At 64.2% G+C, this 23,018-nt stretch carries 20 protein-coding genes; 8 read left to right on the top strand and 12 right to left on the bottom strand.

What is annotated here, in order from left to right:
• Positions 1 to 38: 38 nt before the first annotated feature.
• Positions 39 to 1,436 carry a M20 family metallopeptidase gene (locus UB31_RS14695; RefSeq protein ID WP_045011326.1) on the bottom strand — a complete coding sequence of 466 codons (1,398 nt, stop codon included), beginning with the start codon at positions 1,434 to 1,436 and terminating at the stop codon, positions 39 to 41.
• A 252-nt stretch (positions 1,437 to 1,688) separates the two neighbouring features.
• On the opposite strand from UB31_RS14695, the gene UB31_RS14690 reads away from it, so the two are divergent.
• Positions 1,689 to 3,068 (top strand): LLM class flavin-dependent oxidoreductase, encoded by a 1,380-nt coding sequence (locus UB31_RS14690; RefSeq protein WP_045011325.1) that lies wholly within the window; start codon positions 1,689 to 1,691, stop codon positions 3,066 to 3,068.
• Positions 3,069 to 3,255: 187 nt separating this feature from the next.
• Here UB31_RS14690 and UB31_RS14685 read toward each other — a convergent pair whose 3' ends face one another.
• The 4 genes from UB31_RS14685 to UB31_RS14670 all read right to left on the bottom strand — a co-directional run bounded on the left by UB31_RS14685 (position 3,256) and on the right by UB31_RS14670 (position 8,353).
• The gene (locus UB31_RS14685; RefSeq protein WP_045011324.1) at positions 3,256 to 4,917 is read right to left on the bottom strand and encodes a thiamine pyrophosphate-binding protein; all 1,662 of its coding nucleotides are present in this window, start codon (positions 4,915 to 4,917) and stop codon (positions 3,256 to 3,258) included.
• A 108-nt stretch (positions 4,918 to 5,025) separates the two neighbouring features.
• Complete coding sequence (locus UB31_RS14680) at positions 5,026 to 5,529, bottom strand: GFA family protein (RefSeq protein ID WP_045011323.1); 504 nt, start codon at positions 5,527 to 5,529, stop codon at positions 5,026 to 5,028.
• An 81-nt stretch (positions 5,530 to 5,610) separates the two neighbouring features.
• Complete coding sequence (locus UB31_RS14675) at positions 5,611 to 6,738, bottom strand: alkene reductase (protein WP_045011322.1); 1,128 nt, start codon at positions 6,736 to 6,738, stop codon at positions 5,611 to 5,613.
• Between the two features lie 118 nt (positions 6,739 to 6,856).
• Entirely contained in the window at positions 6,857 to 8,353 is a 1,497-nt protein-coding gene (locus UB31_RS14670) for an aldehyde dehydrogenase family protein (protein ID WP_045003975.1), read from the bottom strand.
• Positions 8,354 to 8,539: 186 nt separating this feature from the next.
• On the opposite strand from UB31_RS14670, the gene UB31_RS14665 reads away from it, so the two are divergent.
• Entirely contained in the window at positions 8,540 to 9,385 is an 846-nt protein-coding gene (locus tag UB31_RS14665) for an SDR family NAD(P)-dependent oxidoreductase (RefSeq protein WP_045011321.1), read from the top strand.
• Positions 9,386 to 9,395: 10 nt separating this feature from the next.
• On the opposite strand, the gene UB31_RS14660 is transcribed toward UB31_RS14665, so the two are convergent.
• From UB31_RS14660 to UB31_RS14645, 4 genes are all read right to left on the bottom strand, one after another.
• Complete coding sequence (locus UB31_RS14660) at positions 9,396 to 9,602, bottom strand: hypothetical protein (protein WP_045003979.1); 207 nt, start codon at positions 9,600 to 9,602, stop codon at positions 9,396 to 9,398.
• A gap of 71 nt (positions 9,603 to 9,673) precedes the next feature.
• The gene (locus UB31_RS14655) at positions 9,674 to 10,087 is read right to left on the bottom strand and encodes a Rieske (2Fe-2S) protein (protein ID WP_045011320.1); all 414 of its coding nucleotides are present in this window, start codon (positions 10,085 to 10,087) and stop codon (positions 9,674 to 9,676) included.
• 18 nt (positions 10,088 to 10,105) lie between these two features.
• Positions 10,106 to 11,218 carry an amidohydrolase family protein gene (locus UB31_RS14650; RefSeq protein WP_045011438.1) on the bottom strand — a complete coding sequence of 371 codons (1,113 nt, stop codon included), beginning with the start codon at positions 11,216 to 11,218 and terminating at the stop codon, positions 10,106 to 10,108.
• 14 nt (positions 11,219 to 11,232) lie between these two features.
• Entirely contained in the window at positions 11,233 to 12,294 is a 1,062-nt protein-coding gene (locus UB31_RS14645) for an amidohydrolase family protein (RefSeq protein WP_045011319.1), read from the bottom strand.
• Positions 12,295 to 12,564: 270 nt separating this feature from the next.
• Here UB31_RS14645 and hydA point away from each other — a divergent pair, with 270 nt between their 5' ends.
• Positions 12,565 to 14,019 (top strand): dihydropyrimidinase, encoded by a 1,455-nt coding sequence (gene hydA, locus UB31_RS14640; RefSeq protein ID WP_045011318.1) that lies wholly within the window; start codon positions 12,565 to 12,567, stop codon positions 14,017 to 14,019.
• A 3-nt stretch (positions 14,020 to 14,022) separates the two neighbouring features.
• Here hydA and UB31_RS14635 read toward each other — a convergent pair whose 3' ends face one another.
• Complete coding sequence (locus UB31_RS14635) at positions 14,023 to 14,712, bottom strand: peroxiredoxin-like family protein (RefSeq protein ID WP_045011437.1); 690 nt, start codon at positions 14,710 to 14,712, stop codon at positions 14,023 to 14,025.
• Between the two features lie 97 nt (positions 14,713 to 14,809).
• Between UB31_RS14635 and UB31_RS14630 the strand changes: the two genes are divergently transcribed.
• Both UB31_RS14630 and UB31_RS14625 read left to right on the top strand, forming a co-directional pair.
• Positions 14,810 to 15,691, top strand: a complete 882-nt coding sequence (locus UB31_RS14630; protein ID WP_045011317.1) for a LysR family transcriptional regulator — start codon at positions 14,810 to 14,812, stop codon at positions 15,689 to 15,691.
• 84 nt (positions 15,692 to 15,775) lie between these two features.
• On the top strand, positions 15,776 to 17,398 hold the full coding sequence (locus UB31_RS14625; protein ID WP_045011316.1) for an ABC transporter substrate-binding protein: 1,623 nt from the start codon (positions 15,776 to 15,778) through the stop codon (positions 17,396 to 17,398).
• Here the strand turns inward: UB31_RS14625 and UB31_RS14620 are convergent.
• Positions 17,395 to 18,732 carry a glycoside hydrolase family 3 N-terminal domain-containing protein gene (locus UB31_RS14620; RefSeq protein WP_045011436.1) on the bottom strand — a complete coding sequence of 446 codons (1,338 nt, stop codon included), beginning with the start codon at positions 18,730 to 18,732 and terminating at the stop codon, positions 17,395 to 17,397. The two genes, UB31_RS14625 and UB31_RS14620, sit on opposite strands and share 4 nt — an antisense overlap.
• Positions 18,733 to 18,921: 189 nt before the next feature.
• On the opposite strand from UB31_RS14620, the gene UB31_RS14615 reads away from it, so the two are divergent.
• The 3 genes from UB31_RS14615 to UB31_RS14605 are packed head-to-tail and all read left to right on the top strand — an operon-like array spanning position 18,922 to position 22,724.
• Positions 18,922 to 20,424, top strand: coding sequence for a DUF4153 domain-containing protein (locus tag UB31_RS14615; protein WP_045011315.1), 1,503 nt, complete (start codon positions 18,922 to 18,924; stop codon positions 20,422 to 20,424).
• A gap of 12 nt (positions 20,425 to 20,436) precedes the next feature.
• Positions 20,437 to 21,141 (top strand): response regulator, encoded by a 705-nt coding sequence (locus UB31_RS14610; protein ID WP_045011314.1) that lies wholly within the window; start codon positions 20,437 to 20,439, stop codon positions 21,139 to 21,141.
• A complete protein-coding gene (locus UB31_RS14605) occupies positions 21,138 to 22,724 on the top strand; it encodes an ATP-binding protein (protein WP_045011313.1) in 1,587 nt (528 codons plus the stop codon). The genes UB31_RS14610 and UB31_RS14605 overlap by 4 nt, the downstream gene beginning before the upstream one ends.
• Here the strand turns inward: UB31_RS14605 and UB31_RS42165 are convergent.
• Positions 22,721 to 22,867 (bottom strand): hypothetical protein, encoded by a 147-nt coding sequence (locus UB31_RS42165; RefSeq protein WP_197087279.1) that lies wholly within the window; start codon positions 22,865 to 22,867, stop codon positions 22,721 to 22,723. The genes UB31_RS14605 and UB31_RS42165 overlap by 4 nt on opposite strands.
• Between the last annotated feature and the right edge of the window lie 151 nt (positions 22,868 to 23,018).

Genomic DNA, 23,018 nt, shown 5'->3' with positions numbered 1-23,018 from the left:
TGTGACTTTTGGCTGGATCGCGTCTCAGGTTGATGGGCTCAGGCCAGCGGTCTTTTCAGCGGTCCTGGCAATTCGCCGAGATCCCAGAACAGGCCGGCCATCACCGTCAAGGCCTCTTCTGTCAAAGGCAGCAGGATGTGCTCATTGGGCGCATGCTGGGAGCAACCGGGATAGGAGTGCGGGACCCAGATCGTCGGCAGGCCCAGGATCTCGGAAAACACGTCATTGGGCAGTGAGCCGCCGAAGTTCGGAAGCACGGCCGGCGCCTTGCCCGTGGTTTCCTGCACCGAACCCGCCGCCCATTTGATCCAGGGGCTGTCGAAATCGGTACGCGAGGCGGCAAAGCTCTGCGCCGCCCGCACCTCGACCATCGGAAATCCCTTTTGCACCAGATGCGCGCGGACGGCTTCGATCAGGCCCTCGACCTTGGTGCCGACCACGAAACGCAATTGCAGCACGGCATTGGCGTGGCCGGGAATGGCGTTGGCCGGCTTCTCGATATTGCCTGACGACATCGCCAGCACTTCCAGCGTGTTCCAGGCATAGAGCCGCTCGGCAGCCGACAGACCGTCCTCGCCCCAGTTCTCCGCGAGCGCGGGCTCGTCCTCAGTCGGCACCACCTGCACATCGGCGAGATAGCTCTTGATCTGATTGGTGAGCCGCGGCGGCTTCAGCGCGTCGAGCCGGAGGCGACCGTGGCCATCGACCAACGTAGAGATGGCGTTGACCAGAATGGTCGCGGGATTGGCGAGCACGCCGCCCCAATTGCCGGAATGGTGCCCGCCGTCGCGCAAATTCACATCGAGATGGATGCGGATGCCGCCACGGCAGCCGAGGAACAGCGTGGGACGATCCGCGGACAGACGCGGTCCATCAGAGGCCATGAACAGATCGGCCTTGAGCGCGTCGCGATTGAGATCGCAGACCTTGCCGAGATCTGGCGAACCGATCTCCTCGCCCATCTCGACGATGAATTTGGCGTTGAAGCCGAGCTTACCGCCACGGGCCTCGCGCACCGCGCGAAGCGCCGCCATGTTGATGCTGTGCTGGCCCTTGTTGTCGGCGGTGCCGCGGCCGTAGAGGCGATTGCCTGACGCCGTCGTGCGCCAGGGATCGCGGCCGTCGCGCCATTCGCCTTCCATGCCATCGACGACGTCGCCATGACCGTAGATCAGCACGGTCGGCGCCGTCTCACTTTCGTGATGCTCGGCGAACAGGAACGGCGCCTTGCCACTCGGGGATTCGACCAGGCGGCTGGCAAAATCGAGCGCGGCGAAGGCCGGCACCATCTCCTGTTCCAGATACCCTCGCAGCTCGGCGCCGCGCGACGGATTCTGGCTCTCGGTCCGGTAGGCGACGCGGCGGTCGAGTTCAGCGAGGAACGCACCGGATTTGAAGTCGTCCCGGGCGCGGGCGATGGCGTCGGCTCTGGTCATTGTTTTCGTTTTCAAGGTCTCGAGGCGGGGAGCGTAGCGGGCTACACTGGCCATCGAAAGTGGCGGGGACTTGGATGGTTCTTTAGATCGTTCTTGGGATTTCGTTCTTGCTCTCTTGAGATTGGCTTGCCAAGGGCCAGAGCCCACTGATTTTGGCCTTGCCAATGTCGCGCTATATGCAAGAACTTCGCCAAGTTCGGGCGCACATCTATCATTCGAAGAGCGCTCAGTACAGGGCGCCGGGGGACCAGCATGGCTAAGCAGATCAGGCTCAACGCGTTTGCGATGAATTGCGTCGCGCACCAGTCACCGGGGCTGTGGACCCATCCGCGCGACCGCACCGCCGAATATAACCGCCTGCCCTACTGGATCGATCTCGCCAAGACGCTGGAGCGCGGCCGTTTCGACGGGCTGTTCCTCGCCGACGTGCTTGGGGTCTACGACGTCTATGGCAACAGCCCTGACGCAGCCTTGCGCAATGCAGCACAGACGCCGTCGAACGAGCCGCTGCTGCTGCTCTCCGCCATGGCGGCGGTGACGCAAAATCTCGGCTTCGGCGTCACCAGCAATCTCTCGTTCGAGCCGCCCTATCCGTTCGCGCGGCGGATGTCGACGCTGGATCATCTCACCGAGGGCCGGATCGGCTGGAACGTCGTCACCGGCTATCTCGACAGTGCCGCACGCGGCGCCGGCAAGGAGAAGCAGACCGGGCATGACGACCGCTACGACGTCGCGGACGAATATATGGAGGTGGTCTACAAGCTCTGGGAAGGGAGCTGGGAGGACGGCGCGGTGGTGCGTGACCGCAAGAGCGGCATCTTCACCGATCCCACAAAAGTTCATCGCGTCAATCATGAGGGCGCGAACTACCGCATCAACAACACCATTCATTTGAGCGAGCCGTCGCCGCAGCGGACACCCGTGCTGTATCAGGCCGGCACCTCCCCGCGCGGACGGCAGTTCGCGGCCAAGCATGCCGAATGCGTGTTCATGTCGGGACCGTCGGCCAAGGTGATCGCGCCGCGCGTCTCCGCGATCCGCCAGGAGGCCGCTGCGCTCGGCCGCAACCCCGCCGAAATTCTGATGTTCTCGATGATGACGATCATCCTCGGACGAACGGAAGCCGAGGCGAAAGAGAAATACGCCGACTATCGCCGCCACATCAGTCCCGAGGGCGCGCTGGCACTGATGTCGGGATGGACCGGCGTCGACTTCTCCGGCTACGACCTCGACCAGCAGGTGCGTCACGTCCAGAACGACGCCGGACGCAGTGCCATGGACAACGTCACCCGCGCCGATCCCGACCGCGTCTGGACCGTGCGCGACGTCATCGAGCATGTCGGCGTCGGCGGCGCAGGGCCGGTCGTGGTCGGCACGCCGGAAAGCGTCGCTGACAAGATCGAGGACTGGTTCGAGGCAACCGATGTCGACGGCCTCAATATCGCGTTTGCGATCTCGCCCGGCGATTTCGAGGACATCGCCGACATGCTGGTGCCGGAGCTGACGCGGCGTGGCCGGTACAAGCCGGAATATGCCAAAGGCACCCTGCGGGAGAAGTTGTTCGGCGCAGGCCGGGCAAGGCTCGATGGGCCGCATCCGGCGGCGGGGTATCGGGTGGGGGCGAAGGGGTAGAGCGGCCTTAATTTTTGCGGGAGGTCGCACCCCACCTTCGGTGTCGTCCCGGCGAAGGCCGGGACCCATAACCCCAGGGAGTAATTTGGCGAAGACTGGTCGTTCGGGACTAGCACCACCCACGATCGATAGATCACGCGGTATGGGTCCCGGCCTTCGCCGGGACGACGATGGGGAAGCTTTGTGGCTACACCTTCCCGTCCACCATTACCTCGATCAGCTTGGTCCCCGGCCGGTTGAACGCCGACGACAGCGTCGCCTTCAGCTCGCGGGGATCGCTGACCTTGATCGCCTCACACCCCAGCGCCTTCGCGACTCCCGCAAAGTCCACCGGCGGATCGACAAAATCCATGCCGACATAATTGTCGTCACCATGGAAGGCGAGCAGGCGCTGCTTGATGATGCGGTAGCCGCCGTTGTTGGCGATGACGACATTGAGCGGCAGCTTGTGATGCGCCGCCGTCCACAGCGACTGGATCGAATACATCGCGCTGCCGTCGCCGGAGAAGCACACGACGGGGCGATCCGGATTGGCGATGCTGGCGCCGACGGAGGCCGGCAGGCCCCAGCCGATGCCGCCGGACGCAAGGCCGTGATAGCCGTAGCGGTCGCGATGGGCGCGCAGTGCGGTGATCTGGCGGCTGGAGGTGAGGCCTTCATCGACGAGGATGGCGTTGTCGGGCATGGCCTCGACCATTTGCAGCACGAGGAAGTCCGGATCGATCGGCGAGCGACCGGCGCTCTTGCCGATCTGCTCGACCAGCGCGGCGCGCCGCGCGGTCCAGTTCTTCGGCGCGAGTTCGGCGAGACGTTGTTTGGCGCGTTGCGCCAATGCAGCACCGCCCATTTCCTTCAGCACCGGGATCAGCGCGCGCAGCGTCTCCTTCACATCCGCCTTCAGCGCGATCTCAGCACCATAATTCTTCGCGATCTCCCAATCGACCAGGCCGACCTGCACGATGCCGAGGCCATCTGGCAGCGCATCGACCTCACTATAAACCGACATCCGCAGCGGATCGCCGCCGAGCGCGATCAGGAGATCGTAGGGTGCGAGCGTATCGCGCGCGATCTTCTGCACCCGCGCCAGCGAGCCGACGAAGCTCGGGCTCTCCGAGAGGAAGTGCGAGCCATAAGGGGTGGAGGACTGATAGGCGGCTGCGCCCAGCAGCTCCGCAAGCTCAGCCGCCTCCTTCAACGCGTCGCTCTTGACCACCTCGTCCATGGTGACGATCACAGGACGCTCGGCCTTCAGCAGCCGCGCGGCAAATGCCTTCAGTGCCTCGTCGGATGGTTTCGTGCGCGCATCGATCCGGGTAGAGCGGCCGAGATCGATGCCGGCCTCGCTGTTGAGGATATCGCCGGGCAGCGAAATGAACACCGGCCCGGTCGGCGGCGTCATCGCGACCTTGGCGGCGCGACGCACGATGCGCGGCAGGTCCTCCAGCCGCGTCACCTCGACCGCCCATTTCACCAACGGCTCGGCCATGCGCACCAGCGGGCCATAGAGCACCGGCTCCATCAGACCGTGGCCCTGCTCCTGCTGGCCTGCGGTCAAAATCATCGGCGTGCCCGTGAACTGAGCGTTGTAGAGCGAGCCCATCGCGTTGCCGAGGCCAGGCGCGACATGGACGTTGCAGGCGACGAGCTTTCCGGAAGCGCGGCTGTAGCCATCGGCGATCGCGACCACCAGGCTCTCCTGCATCGCCATCACATAGGTGAGGTCGGGATGGTCCTTCAGCGCATGCATGATCGGCAGTTCGGTGGTGCCGGGATTGCCGAACAGATGCGTGATGCCCTCGTCCTTGAGCAGCGCAAGAAAAGCGGAGCGGCCGGTGATCTTGTTCTTCATATTTCCTCCAGGCCTCGCGGGCGTTGCCGCGAGGTGAGCCGCATGATGGCCGAAGTCGGAGGATGCGCGCAAGGAAGCGCGCTCATGGCTGCGTTGCGTGGGCGCGCGTCACATCTCCTCGCGGCCCAACTCGAACAAATCCTCGCCGCTCGCGCGCTTCTTCTTTTTCGAGCGCTGCCAGACCACGCCGGGAAAGCCCTTCAGCGGCACCAGCGGCTCGCCGGTATAGGCCCATTCCTGGAGCTCTTCGATCGCGATGTGATAGAGCGGCTGGCGGCCGGTGCGCTCCTTGAAAAGAGCGCGGGGGATGTTGACCATGTGCGGACCGCGGGGCCGCTCATAGGCGATCGGCGTGCCGCAATGCGCGCAGAAGCTGCGCGCGGTCTTGGTCGCCTTGTCCTCGTAGCGGGTGAGCGCGGTCTTGCCTGAAATGATGCGGAAGCGCTTCTTCCAGCTTCCGACATAGGTCGCATAGGCCGCGCCGTGCGCGCGGCGGCTACTGGCCGAGTGATCGTGCCAGGCCCAGCGCGCAGGAATGTCGATCTCGAAGGTCACCTTGCCGCAGAGGCATTGGCCAGTGGCAGTTCCTGCGGCGGCTGCGGCTTTGGCCATGGTACGTCTCTCTCCGTCGGAGGGACATAATAGCCCCGTAGCCCGGATAGAGCGAAGCGCAATCCGGGCTACGGAAGTGGTTTACGCCGTCGCGAGCTCGTCGTGCCCCGGGTAATCCGTATACCCCTTCTCCTCACCGCCATAGAACGTCGCGCGGTTGTACGGCGTGATCGGATAGTCGTGCTCCAGGCGCCGTGGCAAATCCGGATTGGAGATGAAGATGCGGCCGAACGCGATGATGTCGGCATGCCCGTCCGCGATCGCCGCATTCGCGGTCTCGCCGACAAAACCGCCGGCGGTGATCAGCACGCCGCTCCAGACGGGGCGGAACAGCACCATCGCGGAGGGCACGTTCTGCCAGTTGACGTCGGCACGGCCCGCGCCGCTGGAACGCGGCTCGATGAAATGCAAATACGCAAGCCCGAGCCTGTCGAGCGCCTTCACCACATGCGTATAGAGCGGCATCGGATCGGCCTCGCCGGAATCATTGGCAATGCCGTGCGGCGACAGCCGCACGCCAACGCGATTGGCGCCCCAGACGTCGATCGCGGCCTGCGTGACCTCCAGCAACAGCCGCGCGCGGTTCTCGATCGAGCCGCCATATTGATCGGTGCGCTGGTTGCTGCGCGACTGCAAGAACTGTTCGAGCAGATAGCCGTTGGCGCCGTGGATTTCGACGCCGTCGAAGCCGGCGGCGAGCGCGTTCTTGGCACCCTGCCGGAAGGCTTCGACGATGCCCTTGACCTCCTCGGTCTCGAGCGCACGCGGCGTCTCATAGTCGCCGATCTTGCCGTCGGCGGTCATCGCCTTCATGCCTTCGGCCTTGATCGCAATCGCCGAGGCCGACACCGGCAGTTCACCAGCATGGAAGGAGGAATGCGAGACGCGACCGACATGCCAGAGCTGGAGGAAGATGATGCCACCCTTGGCGTGCACGGCATCGACGACCTTGCGCCAGCCGGAAACTTGCGCCTCTGAATAGATGCCGGGCGTTGCCGGATTGCCGCGACCATGGGAGAGCACCGGCGAGGCTTCCGCGATGATCAGGCCGCCCGGCGTCGCGCGCTGGCCGTAATATTCGGCATTGAGCGGACGCGGGGAAAAGCTCTCACGCTCGGCCCGCATCCGGGTGAGCGGCGCCATCGCCACGCGATGCGCGAGCTTGTACGGACCGACCTGCAAGGGTTGAAACAACGCCGGGAATTTCATGCTCGCCCCAATTGGCTATGGAAGGATGCAGATCATATAGCGAGGGGCGGCCACCGGAAAAGGCGCCGCCCCTGCAAAAGTAGATATTCCCTCCGCGGAACGCGGGAGAGAATAGGTGTTACGCCGTCTTGATCCAGACAGCCTTCACGTTGAGATACTCCTCGACGTGCTGCTTGCCGGACTCGCGGCCATAGCCGCTCATCTTGTAGCCGCCGAACGGCATGGCCGGGTCCATGGCTTGGTAGCAGTTCACCCACACCGAGCCGGCGCGCAAGCTTTTCGCGACCGCATGCGCCTTGCTGACGTCGCGCGTCCACAGGCCGGAGCCGAGGCCGAAGGTCGTGGCATTGGCGCGCTTGATCAGTTCGTCCATGTCCTTGAAGGCAATCGCAGAGATGACCGGACCAAAGATCTCCTCCTGCGCGATCCGCATATTATCCTGGACGCCCGCGAACACGGTCGGCGAGACGAAGAAGCCCTTCGACAGCGCGCCTTCAGTGACACGGCCGCCGCCGGCGAGCGCCGTGGCGCCTTCCTTCTGGCCGATATCGAGATAGCTGGTGACGCGCTCGAGCTGCTGCGCGGAGACCAGCGGGCCGATCTGGGTGTTGGGATCGAGGCCGTTGCCGACTTGCAGCTTCTTGCCGAACTCGGCGACGCGGCCGACGAACTCCTCGTAGATCGACTGCTCGACGAACAGCCGCGTGCCGGCGCTACAGATCTGCCCCGAATTGGCAAACACCGCCATCGCCGCACCTGGGACGGCGGCATCGAGATCGGCATCGGCAAACACGATGTCCGGCGACTTGCCGCCGAGCTCGAGCGAGACGCGCTTGAGGTTACCGGCCGATGCACGGATGATCGACTGGCCCGTGATATGCGAGCCGGTGAAGGCGACCTTGTCGACATCGTGATGCGAGGCGAGCGCCGCGCCTGCGGTCTCGCCATAACCGGGCACGACGTTGACGACGCCGGCCGGAATGCCCGCCTCCATCGCCAGCTCGGCAATGCGCAGCGAGGTCAGCGGCGCCTCTTCGGCGGGCTTCAGCACCACGGTGCAGCCGGTCGCGATCGCGGGACCGATCTTCCAAAGCGTCGCGGTCAGCGGCCCGTTCCAGGGAATGATGGCGCCGACGACGCCAACCGGCTCCTTCAGCGTGTAGGAGAAAATCTCGCCGGGCAGCGAGTTCTCGACGGTCTCGCCGTGGATCGCAGTGGTCTGGCCGGCATAGTAGCGCAGCATGCCGATCGCGCGCAGGCGGTAGGCCCGGGTGCGGCTGAGCGGCGCACCCATGTCGAGGGTATCGAGCTGCGACAATTCGTCGAAATTCTTCTCGACGAGGTCGGCGAGCTTGAGCAGCAGGTTCTGGCGCTCGAACGGCTTGACCTTGCTCCAGGGCCCTTCGAAGGCGCGACGGGCGGCCGCGACAGCGCGGTCGATGTCTTCCTTGTCGCCCTCAGCGACGGTCGCGAGCAGTTCGCCGGTCGCTGGATTGTGGGTCTCGAAGCGCTTGCCGGACGCGGCGTCGACCCACTTCCCGTCGATCAGCATCTGCTTGTAGGACCCGTTGGCGAACGGATGGCGCGTGATCGGAATAGCCTGCGACACAGCCATGGCTGCACTCCCTAGGTAGGATGATTGATTGGTTCGATCTGGGCGGGATCGTTAGGTGAAACAGAATACAGCGATGGAGGAAGGGCGTAAAGTCGGCGCGGAACGAAGACCTCCCATGCCGACTTGTGCAGGGTCGCGCGAGCGCCATGTTATAGCTCGATCGAACACCTGTCCCGGAGAATAGCCATGCCGCATCCTGTCATCGCCAAAGGCAATGTCGCCGTGATCACCGGGGGCGCGTCCGGCATCGGCCTCGCCGCCGCCATGGCCCTTGCGCGCGCCGGGATGAAGGTGTGCATCGTCGATGTCGACGAGGCCCGGCTGGCGGAGGCCGCAACAAAACTGTCATCCGTTACGGCTGCCACAGATGTGATGACATCAGTGGTCGATGTCAGCCGAGCCGAGAGCGTGACGGAACTCGAACGTGCCGTCGGCGCGCGTTTCGGCGGCACCGACATTCTCATGAACAACGCCGGCATCCAGCCCGGCAGCACGCTATTCGCTGAGCCCGACAATTGGCAGCGCATCATCGGCGTCAACATGTGGGGCATCATCAACGGCTCGCGCGTCTTCGCACCCGGCATGATTGCGCGCGGCAAGGCCGGCCTGATCATCAACACCGGCTCGAAGCAGGGCATCACCACGCCGCCGGGCGACCCCGCCTACAACGTCTCCAAGGCCGGCGTGAAAGCGTTCACCGAGGCGCTCCAGCACGAGCTGCGCAATACCAAAGACTGCCACATCACCGCGCATCTGCTCATCCCCGGCTTCGTCTTCACCGGGTTGACCGCGAAGGGCCGCACCGAGAAACCAGCCGGCGCCTGGACGGCGGAGCAGACCGTCGACTTCATGCTCGCGCGGCTGGAGGCCGGCGATTTCTACATCCTGTGCCCGGACAATGACGTGCCGCGCGCGCTCGACGAGAAGCGCATGCTGTGGGCCGCCGGCGATATCGTGGAAAACCGCCCGCCGCTGTCGCGCTGGCATCCCAACTATGCGGAGCCGTTCGCGAAGTTCGTGAAGGGGGGCTAGACGCCGCGGCCTATAGCGTCTCTTGCTGGTGCCCGCACTGCTTGCAGGCGAACTTGACGCGGCTTTGGCCTTTTTCCGCCTGGACCCGGTTCGGCGCGCCGCACTTGCCGCAGACTGCCTCGATGCGGGTCGAGCCCTGCTTCACGACGATGGCCTTCTTTTCCATCGATTCGCGGATCAGGCGCTCGGCCTCCTCACGCAGGGATTGTTTCGACAAAGCTCGTCTCCGCCATGAATGCGGGCGAGGCTTATCGCACCTGCGACGAAATCACAATCCGAAACGGCTGCTCAGACCTCGACAATCACATAACTGTCTTCGACATGCACCGGAAAGGTCTCGGCGACATACGGCCCTTTCTGCAGTTCCTCGCCGCGTTCCACCGCGACTGGATAGGACCGGATCTTGACCCGGTTCGGGTCGAACCACGACTGGCCATTGCGCATGTCAAATTCCCAACCGTGCCAGGGGCAGCGGAGCATTTCGCCGACACGCGAGCGCTCGTAAATGCCGGGCTCGGGCGAGGTCAGCCGCGCTACGCAGGCCGCTTTTTCAAGCGGGGCGCCTTCGTGTGGGCAGCGGTTCAACAGCGCGAAGAACTCGCCGTTGACATGGAATACGACAATGTCGCGGCCCGCGATATCGACAACCTTGTTGCCGCCGGGCGGGATCTCGGTGGTGCGGGCAACGATGTGACGGGCCATAATCCCTTCAGGACCTTCTCAGAACTTGTAGACCGCGCGGGCATTGGTGCTGAAGATCTTCTTCCGCTCGGCCTCGGTCAGCGGCGTCTTGAAGGCGAAGCGCGGATCGTCGAAATCCCAGTGCGGATAATCCGACGAGAACAGCAGTCGGTCGATGCCGACCCATTCGATCAGCGACCGCAGATGCCGCGCCTCATCAGGCTCGTCGATCGGCTGCGTCGTGAACCAGAAGTGCTCGCGGACATATTCCGACGGCTTTCGCTTGAGATGCGGCACCTCGCTGCGGAAGCGCTCGAAGTGCTGGTCCATCCGCCACACGGCCGACGGGACCCACCCGAAGCCGCCCTCGATGAAAACGATCTTCAGTTTTGGAAACCGCTCGAGCACGCCCTCGATGACGAGGCTAGCAAGCTGCGCCGCGATGGTGTGCGCATTCGACTGGTGCTCCTCGACATAATAGGACGGCCAGCCGCCGCCGGTCGGCGCATGACCGCCATAGCCACCGACGTGAATGCCGAGCGGCAGGTCGAGTGCCTCGGCCCGCTCGTAGATCGGCCAATAGCGGCGTCTGCCGAGCGGCTCGTTGGCGCGCGGCGAGACGTTGATCTGGATGTACTCGCCGATCTTGGCGCAGCGCTCGATTTCGGCAATCGCCAGGTCCGTTCCGTCCTGCCCAACCAGGATCGAGGCCCTCAGGCGGGGATCGCGATGCGACCAGAACGCCAACTGCCAGTCGTTGATGGCGCGCTGGATCGCGGCGCCGAATTCGAGATTCTGCTGCGAGAAGATGAAGAGATCGAGGACCTGGAGAATCCCGAACTCGACGTCGAGCGGATCGAGATGCTGCTTCTGCATGAAGGCGAGATCGGAGCCGGGCGGCCCGCCGGTCGGCGGCCAGGCATCGCGCCGCGCGATCAGCGGCGAGGAGCGCGGATAGGGCGTGGTGAAGAGATAGGGCGTGCGGAGGTGGCTGCCATATTCCTTCAGATGCTGCTGCCAGCGCTTCGGCAGGAACTCGTTGAGATCGTCGAACGAGTGCAGACTTGGATGCACGTCGCAATCGACGATGCGCAGCCGGCTTGTGGCGGGCTTCTCGTCTTCGCGCAGCGGACGGTCGATGACTTCACTCATGCGAACCTCCAAAATTAGTTGACCGACAGCCGCGGAAACGTCTCCAGCGGATTGTCGGCGCACATCTTTGAGATAATGCTCTTCGGCAGGTTCGGCGGGATCGGATCGTCGCCGTCGAACTGCCAGTGCGGATAGTCGGACGCAAACAGGAACATCTTGTCGGAGCCGATCTGGTCGATGATCTCCTCAACGCTTTTGGCATCGCCCGGCGCATCGAACGGCTGCATGGTGACACGAAAATTGTCGCGGATGATCGCGGCCGGCTCGCGCTCGACCCAGGGCACCTCGACACGTACTCCGCGCCAGGTCTTGTTGGCGCGCCACATGAAGGCCGGCAGCCAGCTCACGCCGGATTCCATCAGCACGACCTTGAGATCGGGATATTTGCCGAACACGCCCTCGTAGATCAGGCTCAGAATCTGCGCCTGAAACGCCTGCGCCTCGACGAAGTAATATTCGTAGCGGTGCGACGGCCAGCCCGCCGAGCTCGGTGCCTGCCGATATTGCGTGCCGGCGTGGATCGCGAGCGGCAGCTTGTATTTTTCTGCGAGCTGATAGACCGGCCAGAAATGCCGCCGGCCCAGCAGCGTCTCGCCCTGCGCCAGCACCAGGATGGAGACGAAGCGGTTGTCGCCAGCGCGGCGCTCGATCTCCTCGATCGCGAGATCAGGCGCCTGCATCGGCACCACAATCGACGCACGCAGGCGCGGGTCGCGCGAAAGCCATTCCGCGGCGATCCAGTCGTTGATGGCCTTGCAGAAGTCGGCCGCCATATAGGCGTCGAACACGGCCTGTGCGCCATAGAGCACGTTGAGGATGGCGTGGCTGGCACCCAACTGCTCGAAGGCGCCCTTCTGCACCATCGCGAGATCCGAGCCGGGCTTGGCGCCGTTGGACGGCCGCCAGTCGGCGCGGCCCGAAAGCGGCATGCTCGGCGGATAGGAGGTGAGGTCGAGCCCGTCGATGGCGCGGCTCACGACCTGCTCTTTCCAGTGATCGCTGAGATAGGGCAACAGCGTCGTGCGCGTGCCACCAACCGCCGGGTGGATGTCGCAGTCGATCCGCGTCACCGCCATGGATGCTTCCTCGCCAAGATCTTGTACGTACGTCCTTATTGGCGGCGTTCTCCGCGCCGCATCGCTAGAGTGCTCCGGCAAGGCATGATGCGCAAGGGCGCGAGGCAGCCCGAGAAGACATGCCTCGGGTGCGTCTTCGCACATGCAACACGTATTCCGTCGCCAATCGGCGCGCTCAAGCACGCTCCAGAGAATGACTAAAATTTCGCCTGTTGTACGCCGACTGGCCCGCTTAGCTTCAACGCAGCACTCACTTCCACTGGAGTTCCCATGTCCCTCCTCATCCGCGGCGGCACCGTCGTCAATCATGATCATTCGCGCCGCGCGGACGTGCTGATCGACGGCGACACCATCGTCGCGGTCGGCACATCGATCGCGGCGCCGACGGGTGCCGAGATCGTCGACGCCGGCGGCGCCTACATCATCCCGGGCGGAATCGATCCGCATACCCATCTCGAAATGCCGTTCATGGGCACCGTCACCGCCGACGATTTCGAATCGGGCACGAAGGCGGCGCTGACCGGCGGCACCACCATGGTGGTGGATTTCTGCCTGCCCGATCCCGGCCAGTCGATGCTCGCGGCCTATCAGGAATGGCGGCACAAATCCGAGAAGGCGGCGACCGACTACGGCTTCCACATGGCGGTGACGTCATGGTCGAAGCAGATCTATGACGAGATGGAAACCGTGGTCAAAACCTACGGCATCAACACCTTCAAGCACTTCATGGCCTACAAGGGCGCGCTGATGGTGAACGACGACGAACTCTACAACTCGTTCGCGCGCTGCGCCCATCTCGGCGCCATGCCGGTGGTGCATGCGGAGAACGGCGACGTCGTCGCCTTGATGCAGGAGGCGCTGATCGCGCGCGGCGTCACCGGCCCCGAGGGCCATGCTTATTCACGGCCGCCGGAGGTCGAGGGCGAAGCCACCAACCGCGCCATCATGATCGCGGACATGACGAGCACGCCGGTCTATATCGTGCACACGAGTTGCCGGGAGGCGCACGAGGCGATTGCCCGGGCACGGGCTGCGGGAAAACGCGTCTATGGCGAACCATTGATCCAGCACTTGCTACTCGATGAGAGTGAGTATCAGAACAAGAACTGGGATCATTCCGCACAGCGCGTGATGTCGCCGCCGTTCCGCGACAGATCGCACCAGGACAGCCTGTGGGCGGGGCTGCAATCCGGCTCGCTCCAGGTGGTCGCGACCGACCACTGCGCCTTCACGACGGAGCAGAAGCGGTTCGGGCTCGGCGACTTCCGGAAGATCCCGAACGGCACCGGCGGCCTCGAAGATCGCCTGGCGCTGCTGTGGACCGCGGGCGTCGCCACGGGACGACTGACGAAGGAAGAGTTCGTCGCGGTGACCTCGGCGAATATCGCCCGCATCCTCAACATCTATCCGCGCAAGGGCGCCGTCGCCGTGGGCTCGGATGCCGATATCGTGGTGTGGGATCCGAAGGCGAGCAAAACCATCAGCGCCAAGCGGCAGATGAGCCGGATCGATTACAACGTGTTCGAGGGCTTTTCCTGCACCGGCGGACCGGCCGCGACGCTGTCGCGCGGCCGCATCGTCTGGAAGGATGGCGATCTGCGTGCCGAAGCCGGCGATGGCCACTACGTCGAGCGTCCCGCCTTCTCGCCGGTGCATGTCGCCAACTCGACCTGGAAAGAGCTGACCGCCCCGCGGGCCGTAAGCCGCGGAGCGGTGACGCCTTAGGGCTCAGGCCGCCTTGCCCGCCCGCAACCGGTCAAGTACCGGCAAGAGCTCAGACGGATCCGGACGGTGCGTGTAGTCCGGGTTCACTTCCGCATAGGCGATGATGCCGTCGCGGCCGATGACGTAGCGCGCGGGCATCGGAAGCACCCAGGATGGATCGTCGTTGAACGTCGGCAAATCGTTCTTGAATGACTTGTAGAGTGCGACGAGATCATCCGGCAGCGCGAAGCGGATACCGAAGGCGTCGGCAACTTCGCTCTTGACGTCGCTCAGGATCGGGAAGGCCAGCTTGTTGTCGCGCTGCGACTTGCGGCTGTTCGGCGCTGTCTGCGGCGAGATCGCAACCAGGCTGGCGCCGCGCGCGGCGATCTCCGGCAAAGTCTCCTGAAGCGCTTGAAGCTCGAGGTTACAGTACGGGCACCAGACGCCGCGATAGAACGACACGACTAGCGGCCCCTTCGCGAGCAGGTCGCGTGAGGACATCGGCTTGCCGTCTGGATCATTCAGGATGAACTCCGGCGCGACGTCGCCGGCCTTCTTCGCGCGCTGCGCCTGGCCGCTCGCGATCAGTTCGGCGGTGGCGCGATGCATGGTGTCGAGCGCCTCCTTGGTGGGCTTGAGCGGAAAGCGTCCGCCTTCGAAGTCGGCTTTGAGGGCATCAAGTTTGTCTTGAAGTCTGTCTTGCAGGGCCATGGGAAGCTCCATCGGTTGCTGTTGGCCCGCTCTATCTGGATCATTTGGAAATGAAGGGGTATATGGCGATTACGGAGAACATTTATCTGGACTTCAAATGAGTGACCGATTGCAGGAATTGGCTGTCTTCGCCCGGGCGGCGGAGAGCGGCAGCTTTTCGAAGGCCGCGCGCGAACTCGGCCTGTCGCAGCCCTCGGTGTCGCGCATCATCGGCGAATTGGAGGCGCGGCTCGGCGTCAAGCTGCTGCTCCGGACCACGCGACGCATCACCGTGACGGATGCCGGCGCGCTGTTCCTCACCCGTGCGCGCGAAGTCCTCGCCGACATCGAGGATGCCGAGGACGCCGCGCGCGGCGTCGACTCCTTGCGCGGGACGTTGCGCGTCACGATGCCTATCGTCTACGGCACGCGAAATATCATCCCGCGCCTGCCAAAGTTCCTTGCCGCACATCCCCTGCTGCGCGTTGAGCTATCCGTGGTCGACGAGCGGCAGGATCTCGTTGCCGAGGGGACCGACGTCGCCATTCGCCTCGGCCCGCTCAACGACTCCGGCTTTGGTGCACGAAAACTGGCAACGCTCCCGCGGCTGCTCGTGGCGGCGCCGTCCTATCTTGCCGGGCGCGGCACGCCGAAGACGCCGGCGGATCTCGCGTCGCATGATTGTATCTTCGGCCCCGGCCTATTCGGCCGCACCACATGGTCGTTCAGCCGCAACGGCACGGAGATGTCCGTCGATGTCCGCGGTCGCATCTGTGCCGATTCGGGTCCCGGTGTGTTTGCATGCGTGCTGGCGGGGCTCGGCATCGCCGTGACATCGCCCATCATGGCTGGGCCCGAGATCAAGGTCGGCGCGCTGGTGCCGCTGCTGAAGAGCTACAAGCTCTCGCCCGTCGACGTGCATGCTGTCTTCCCAGGCGGCCGGCGTCCCTCGACCAAGGTGCGGGCGCTGGTCGACTTTCTGGCGGAGGAGCTCCGATAACCCAGACAAGTGCGACACCTTGAAGCGCACTGGTGGCATACGCCTTGCCTCTCGATCCCGGACAACTCTCGCACAGAGGCAGCCATGAGCGATTCGTCTTTTCATATAGGCCGTCGTAACGTCGTCCTCGGTGGCCTCGGCATCGCCGGAATGACGGCCGTCGCGCCGCGCTTCGCCTGGGCGCAGGGGCGCGCGGAAACGCTGCTGGTGGTGCAGGAGCTCGGGCCGAACTCGCTCGACATGCAGGGCGTCGGCTCCAATCAGACCGTGAACGGCCTGTCCTGGAACTGCTACGATCGCCTGCTGACCTATGCGTCGAAGACGCTTCCGGACGGCACACTGTCCTATGATCGCGCGACGCTCGCCCCTGAGCTCGCGGAGAGCTGGGAGGTTGCTGCCGACGGCATGTCCTGCACCTTCAAGCTCCGGCAGAACGCGAAATTCCACGACGGCACGCCGGTCACGGCCAAGGACGTCAAATGGTCGTTCGACCGCGCGGTGAAAGTCGGCGGCTTTCCGACCTTTCAGATGTCGGCGGGATCGCTGGAGAAGCCCGAGCAGTTCGTGGTCGTCGACGACCACACCTTCCGCATCGACTATGTGCGCAAGGACAAGATGCTGCTCTTCAACGTCGCGGTGGTCGTGCCCTTCATCATCAACTCCGAACTCGCGAAGAAGAACGCAACACTCGAAGACCCCTGGGCGCTGGTGTGGCTCAAGAACAACGAGGCCGGCGGCGGCGCCTACAAGATCGACAGCTGGAAGCCTGGCAGCGAAACTGTGCTGTCGCGCTTCGACGACTGGACCAGCGGGCCGCTGCCGAAAATCAGGCGCGTGATCGCGCGCGACGTTCCTTCCGCCGGCACGCGCCGCGCGATGCTGGAGCGGGGCGATGCCGACCTCTCCAGCGGTTTTGCACCGCGCGATTTCGAGCAAATCATCAAGGAGGGCAAGGTCAAGGTTTCGGGCGTGCCGATCCCCAACGCGCTCTGGTACGTGGCGTTGAATGCGGCGAAGCCGCCGTTCGACAATGTAAAGCTTCGGCAGGCCATCGCCTGGGCGATGCCGTATGAGCAGATCCACAGCAGCGCCTTCTTCGGGCGCGCCGTTCCAATGTATGGCGGGGCAGCGGAGGTTTCAAAGCCGGTGTGGCCGCAACCATCTCCCTATGTCACCGATCTCGACAAGGCCAAGGCGCTGATGAAGGAGGCGGGCTTCGAGTCCGGCCTGGAAACAACCTTGTCGCTCGACACGGGGACTGCGACCGTCGGCGAGCCCACGGCCATCTTGATCCAGGAGAGCCTCGCTAAGATCGGGATCAAGGCGTCGATCGAGAAGATACCGGGCGCGAACTGGCGCACGACGCTGAACAAGAAGGAGCTGCCGCTCGCGCTGAATCGTTTCAGCGGCTGGCTCGATTATCCCGAGTATTATTTCTACTGGAATTTCCACGGCAACAACTCGATCTTCAACATCTCCTCGTACCAGAACAAGGCGATGGACACGCTGATCGACAAGGCGCGGTTCACTACCGACGTGACCGAGTACGACAAGGCCGTGAAGGATTTTATCACACTCTGCATGAGCGATGTTCCCGTCATCCCGCTCAACCAGCCGATCCACGACGTCGCCATGCAGAAAGGCGTATCCGGCTACGAGTTCTGGTTTCACCGCGAGCCGGACTACCGTCAGTTCGCGAAAGGCTAACGGGCGAGGCCGACGACGCCTGAGGCGGCTCGCGCCTGATCTTTCGGAGAGCCTCTTTCCAGTCGTGCTGCGCTCGCGCGCAACATTACTGTATCGAGCTTGCCTTGCCGTGATCCGTCCAGGGCGCAAGCAAAGATCCGGTAGAATTGCGCGCCGTCATAGGCGACCAGCAAGAGGTCGACGCCCGCGTTGATGGCTTCGACCACGGCCTTGCAGACATCGTGCTGGTAGATCGCACCCATCACGAGATCGTCGGTCATCACCACGCCCTGGTACTTCCACTTGTCGCGGATGATCCCCTCGACGACGGCCTTCGAATGCGATGCTGCGCGATCGGGATCGACCGCGGTGAGCGTGACATGGCCGACCATGAGCGCGCTGTGCGATTGAGACAGCACCTCGCGGAACGGGAGCCAATCGGTCGCCTCCAACTCCCTGACCGGTGTATCGAGATTGGCACTGAAATGGTGCGTGTCGGTGCGGACGCGGCCGATGCCCGGGAAGTGCTTGAGCGTGGCGCCGACGCCGGAGGCCTCCAGCCCCCGCACATAGGCGCTCGCGATCGCGCCGACGACGACAGGGTCGGTCGCGATCGCGCGCTGGCCGATCAGGGTATGGAAATCGAGGCGGTTGCGCCGGACCGGCGGCTTGAGGTCGAGCACCGGCGCGAGATTGAGGTTGATGCCGAGCCCGGCAAGCTCGCGCCCATGGATGCGGCCGAACTCCTCCGCTTTGACCTGCTGATCGTCAGGGGCAAGCCCCGCGAGCGTCGCCAGCGCCGGCACTTTTGTCAGCGGCGGCGAGAGATGCCCGACAATGCCGCCCTCCTGATCCGCGGCGACGATCAGCGGCGGCAGGCTAGCTGCGCGCCGCTTGTCCTGGAGCGCGGCGATCTCGGCACGTAGCGCGTCGGCCGTCCGGCCCCGGATATTGTGGCGGGTGACGTAGACACCGCCGATCAATCCCTGTTCGGCAAGGCGCGCCACCTTGGGAAATGACGAATAGCCGACCATGAAGTGAGGCCCGAGCTGCCGCGCCTCGGCAGTGCCGGCGGCAAGAACCTCGTGCTTGCGCAGCTCGAACTTGAGATGCGCCGCCGACATCAGGAGCGGCGGCAAGCACCAGAGGATGATGAGGAGCTTGCCGGCCATGCTTCGCCACCGCCCTCTGCGGATCAGGACGATGACGATCATGATGCTTATGACGACGAGCGCGATGTTTCCGACGCTACGCAGCACGAGCAGATAGGGATCGTTCTTGTTGGCAGCCCCGAAGGCAACAACGGGCGCGGCCAGCCAGAGCAGGATGAGACCGATTCGACGGAGGAATTGCATGGGATGCAACATGTGCGAGGTGGCGAATGCTTCGCACCTATCAAAGCGATTCACGCCGTGCGAGAGGCAAAAGCGCGACTGCACGAAATCTGCAAAAGACTCCTGAACTTGTGCAGACGATGATCCCGGCTTCTGCACAAGGCGCGTCCAGACTTCGTGGCGTCACCCTCCACGAAAGGTCTTTTGAACATGACGAGCCTGGCTTCGACGATCGCAGCGGACATTCAGCCGATCAGGCACTCCTCGGTTCCGGCCAAGGTCGGCCTCGCACTGGCGCTGGCCGCGCTTGCCGACTGGCTGTTCTATGGCGAGCGGATCGGGCTGTCGCTCACGCTCTTTGCAATCGCGATCGCCTGCGTGTCGGTGCTCTTCAATCATGCGGCACTGGATTTTCGGCGCGCGGCGATCGGCGGCGCGATCGTCCCCCTCGGTCTCGTGCCGGCGGTCGAGGAGCTCAATACGCTGTCATTTCTGATCCTCGTCGCTGCGCTGGTCATTGCGCTGCTGCTCGCGACCAATCCGGAGACGAAAGGGTTCGCCGACCGCGCCCGCGCGCTGCGCAATTTCGTCCTGTTCGGTCCCTTCAGATTCTTCCCCGAGGCGCTCCAAATCTTCAACATGTCGGCGTTCACCCGCGGCCTCGCCCTTTGGCTGTTGCCGATCGTGCTGGGCACCGTCTTTGTCGCGCTGTTCGCCGCGGCCAATCCCCTGATCGAGCAGTGGGTGTCGCTGCTCAATCCAAAGCTCATCCTCGACTATGTCAGCATCCCGCGCGTGCTGTTCTGGACGGCGATGCTGGCGCTGGTCTGGCCATTCATCCATATCCGCTGGCGGCGCAGGAAAGTGGTTACCGAGGCCATCGCCGATACCGCCGAGCCGGAGCCTCTCGCACCCATCATCCCGGCCGAGTTCCTGGGACCGTCCGCCATCCTGCGCTCGCTGATCCTGTTCAATCTGCTGTTCGCGGCGCAGTCGCTCCTCGACGGCATCTATCTCTGGGGCCATCTGGCGCTGCCTGCCAGCATGACCTACGCGGCCTACGCCCATCGCGGCGCCTATCCGCTGATCGCGACCGCGCTGCTCGCCGCCGCCTTCGTGCTGGTGGCGATGCGTCCGGGTGGACCGGCCGCGAAATCGACGGTGATCCGGCCGCTGGTCTATCTCTGGGTCGGGCAGAATGTCCTGCTGGTCGCCTCCTCCATCCTGCGCCTCGACCTCTACGTAGACATCTACATGCTGACCTACTGGCGCATCGCGGCCTTCATCTGGATGGGGCTGGTGGCGCTCGGGCTCGTCCTGATCGTGGCCCGCATCGCGCTCGATCGGTCCAACCGGTGGCTTGTCAGTGCCAATCTGATCGCGTTAACGATCGTGCTCTACGGTGCCTCGCTGGTGAACTTCGATGCGTTCATTGCCGACTATAATCTGAAGCACAGCAGCGAAATGTGGGGCCAGGGCGTGAAGATCGATGCCGACTACCTCCTCACATTGGGCCCGCAGGCGCTGCCTGCAATTGACAAAGTCATCTCGCTTCGCGGGGGCGACTACTGTCTTGCGAGACGCCGAGATCGGCTTGTAGAAAGTCAACGGCAGGACCTGGCCTGGCGGGCCTGGGGCTTTCGAAGCTGGCGGCTACAGCGCAGGCTTGACGCCCAAGCCAAGAGCCAGTCCAACAGTCAGCTGGCGGGTTGAGCGGAGATAGTCTTGGCGCATCGCATTCTCATCGTCGACGACGAGGGCCACATCCGCGAGGTCATCCGCGTCGCCTTGAAGAAAGCCGGCATGGACGTGATCGAGGCGCGCGACGGCAAGGAGGCGCTGAGCCGCTTTGCCGCCGACATGCCTGACCTGATCGTGCTCGACGTCGGCATGCCGGAGTTCGACGGCCTCGACGTCTGCCGTGAGGTGCGCAAAAACTCCGACGTGCCGATCCTGTTCCTGTCGGCACGTGACGAGGAGATCGACCGCATCCTTGGCCTCGAGATCGGCGGCGACGATTATGTGACCAAGCCGTTCAGCCCGCGCGAATTGGTGGCGCGGGTCAACGTCATCCTGCGCCGCCTCAGCCCCCGCAATGGCGACGCCAAGGCCGGCCCTGGCGCGCTGTCGCAAGGCGGCCTCAAGATCGATCCCGAGCAGCATGTCGCGTCCTTCGCCGGAATCCCGCTGAAGCTCACCGCCATCGAGTTCGGCATCCTGCGCGCGTTCCTGACCCGGCCGACGTCCGTGTTCAATCGTGAGCAGCTGATGCGGGCGGCCTACCAGCTCAACATCCAGGTCTCGGATCGCACCATCGACAGCCACATCCGCAACATCCGCGCCAAGCTCGCGGCGCAGGACTGCGAGAATGTGATCGAAACAATCCACGGCGTCGGCTTCAAGCTCGGCCGCTGCGAGAAAGAGGCATGAGTGCTGCGCCCGACAAATGGCGGCCGTCGCTCGGGCTCGTGATCTTCGCGGTGCTGGCGACCGTCGCCGTGCTGCCGCTGGTGGGCCTGTTCTTCTTCCGCCTCTACGACAATCAGCTGATTCGCCAGACCCAGGCCGAGCTGATCGCGCAGAGCCGCGTGCTCGCGACGATCTATGCGCAGGAGGTCACGGCGCGGCTCGACAGCAGCCTGACGCTCGGCGCCGAGGTCGCGCCGAACGTGCTGCCCGACCCCGGCGACCAGTTCACGCCGATCCGTGCCGCGCTCGATCTCACCGCCAACGACCTGTTGCGACGGCGGCCGGATGCGCAGGCCGCGCCCCGGCCAGCGCAGCCAGCTTATGTCGAGATCGGCGCAAAACTGACGCCGATCATCCGCGAGACCCAGAAGGTGACGCTGGCGGGATTTCGGATCCTCGACCCGCAGGGCGTGGTGATCGCCGGGCGGCAGGAGGTCGGGCAATCGCTCGCCCATATCGAGGAGGTCGCGGACGCGCTGCACGGGCAATACCGCGCCACCTTGCGCAACCGCGTGCCGGACAAGCCGCCGCCGCCAATCTATTCCTTCAGCCGCGGCCTCGGCGTCCACGTGTTCTCGGCGATGCCGGTCATCGTCAACAACCGCGTTGCGGGGGTGATCTACACCACGCGGACGCCGAGCAACATCTTCGACCATCTCTACCAGGAGCGGGCCAAGTTCGTGCTGGCAGGGCTCGCCGTGATCCTCGGCACCATCGCGATCGGGCTGGTGTTCTCCCGAACCATCACCCGGCCGATGCGCGAGCTGATCGATCGCGCGGCGCGGATCGGCCGCGGCGACCGCGAAGCCTTCCAGCCGCTCAGCCATTACGGCACGCGCGAGTTCGCGCAGCTTTCGCACAGCTTCCTCGGCATGGCCGAGCAGCTGGCGCGGCGCTCGGACTACATCGCGACGTTCTCGGCCCATCTCACCCACGAGCTGAAATCGCCGCTGACCTCGATCAAGGGCGCGGCCGAGCTGTTGCAGGATTCGTATCACGGCAGGCCCGAGGGCCTGACGCCGGCCGAGCAGAAGACGTTCATCGCCAACATCCTCTCCGACACCAAGCGGCTGGAGGCGATGGCGCAGCGGCTGCGCGAGCTCGCCCGCGCCGAAAGCCTGCCGCAGAACGAGCGCACCGAACTCGCGCCCGTCATCGCCGATCTCAAGAGCCGGTTTCCGGAAAGCGCGATTCTCGCCAGCGGCAGCCTCGACCGGGCGATCAGCATGTCCGGCGAGAAGGCGCTGATCGTGCTGTCGCATCTCGCCGACAACGCGATGCGGCACAAGGCAAGGTCAATCAGGCTGGAGGCGGTCGACGAGCGTACGACCTTGCTGCTGACGGTCAGCAACGACGGCGAGCCGATCTCAGCGCCGAACCGCGACAGGATCTTTGACGCTTTCTTCACGACCCGCCGCGACCAGGGCGGCACCGGGATGGGGCTCGCGATTGCACGCGCGGTGATGGCGAGCCATGGCGGCTCGATCAGGCTCAAGCCGACCGACGAGGGCGCGGCCTTCGAGCTTCAGTTTCCTATCGCCTAGATCGCAAACACCCAGGCTGCGACGATGGTGCCGATGGTGACCAGGCCGGCGATGGTCCAGCCCGCGGCATATTCCAGTTCAGGGTGACCGGTCGCCCGCATGATCTCGGCCGGATCGGCGGTATGCTTCCACTGCTCTGACATGACAGCCTCGCACGTTTCTCCCCGCGTATAGGTAAGTCGCATCAGCCGGCATAAGGTTCCATCACGGACACGCGAATGGCAAAAAAGTCGAAAACAACCCCATGCACAGTAGACGGGACCCTTCCCGCATGGGGCATCTGACGCGCGACAA

Origin of the sequence: Bradyrhizobium sp. LTSP849 (genome assembly GCF_000938255.1) — a bacterium.
Lineage (GTDB): Bacteria > Pseudomonadota > Alphaproteobacteria > Rhizobiales > Xanthobacteraceae > Bradyrhizobium.
This window is presented reverse-complemented; position numbering and strand designations above follow the sequence as displayed.

What these genes read in the sequence shown, in the direction of transcription:
- UB31_RS14695 (WP_045011326.1), bottom strand. Translation starts at nt 1,436, where the DNA reads ATGACCAGAGCCGACGCCATCGCCCGCGCCCGGGACGACTTCAAATCC.
- UB31_RS14690 (WP_045011325.1), top strand. Translation starts at nt 1,689, where the DNA reads ATGGCTAAGCAGATCAGGCTCAACGCGTTTGCGATGAATTGCGTCGCG.
- UB31_RS14685 (WP_045011324.1), bottom strand. Translation starts at nt 4,917, where the DNA reads ATGAAGAACAAGATCACCGGCCGCTCCGCTTTTCTTGCGCTGCTCAAG.
- UB31_RS14680 (WP_045011323.1), bottom strand. Translation starts at nt 5,529, where the DNA reads ATGGCCAAAGCCGCAGCCGCCGCAGGAACTGCCACTGGCCAATGCCTC.
- UB31_RS14675 (WP_045011322.1), bottom strand. Translation starts at nt 6,738, where the DNA reads ATGAAATTCCCGGCGTTGTTTCAACCCTTGCAGGTCGGTCCGTACAAG.
- UB31_RS14670 (WP_045003975.1), bottom strand. Translation starts at nt 8,353, where the DNA reads ATGGCTGTGTCGCAGGCTATTCCGATCACGCGCCATCCGTTCGCCAAC.
- UB31_RS14665 (WP_045011321.1), top strand. Translation starts at nt 8,540, where the DNA reads ATGCCGCATCCTGTCATCGCCAAAGGCAATGTCGCCGTGATCACCGGG.
- UB31_RS14655 (WP_045011320.1), bottom strand. Translation starts at nt 10,087, where the DNA reads ATGGCCCGTCACATCGTTGCCCGCACCACCGAGATCCCGCCCGGCGGC.
- UB31_RS14650 (WP_045011438.1), bottom strand. Translation starts at nt 11,218, where the DNA reads ATGAGTGAAGTCATCGACCGTCCGCTGCGCGAAGACGAGAAGCCCGCC.
- UB31_RS14645 (WP_045011319.1), bottom strand. Translation starts at nt 12,294, where the DNA reads ATGGCGGTGACGCGGATCGACTGCGACATCCACCCGGCGGTTGGTGGC.
- hydA (WP_045011318.1), top strand. Translation starts at nt 12,565, where the DNA reads ATGTCCCTCCTCATCCGCGGCGGCACCGTCGTCAATCATGATCATTCG.
- UB31_RS14635 (WP_045011437.1), bottom strand. Translation starts at nt 14,712, where the DNA reads ATGGCCCTGCAAGACAGACTTCAAGACAAACTTGATGCCCTCAAAGCC.
- UB31_RS14630 (WP_045011317.1), top strand. Translation starts at nt 14,810, where the DNA reads ATGAGTGACCGATTGCAGGAATTGGCTGTCTTCGCCCGGGCGGCGGAG.
- UB31_RS14625 (WP_045011316.1), top strand. Translation starts at nt 15,776, where the DNA reads ATGAGCGATTCGTCTTTTCATATAGGCCGTCGTAACGTCGTCCTCGGT.
- UB31_RS14620 (WP_045011436.1), bottom strand. Translation starts at nt 18,732, where the DNA reads ATGCAATTCCTCCGTCGAATCGGTCTCATCCTGCTCTGGCTGGCCGCG.
- UB31_RS14615 (WP_045011315.1), top strand. Translation starts at nt 18,922, where the DNA reads ATGACGAGCCTGGCTTCGACGATCGCAGCGGACATTCAGCCGATCAGG.
- UB31_RS14605 (WP_045011313.1), top strand. Translation starts at nt 21,138, where the DNA reads ATGAGTGCTGCGCCCGACAAATGGCGGCCGTCGCTCGGGCTCGTGATC.
- UB31_RS42165 (WP_197087279.1), bottom strand. Translation starts at nt 22,867, where the DNA reads ATGTCAGAGCAGTGGAAGCATACCGCCGATCCGGCCGAGATCATGCGG.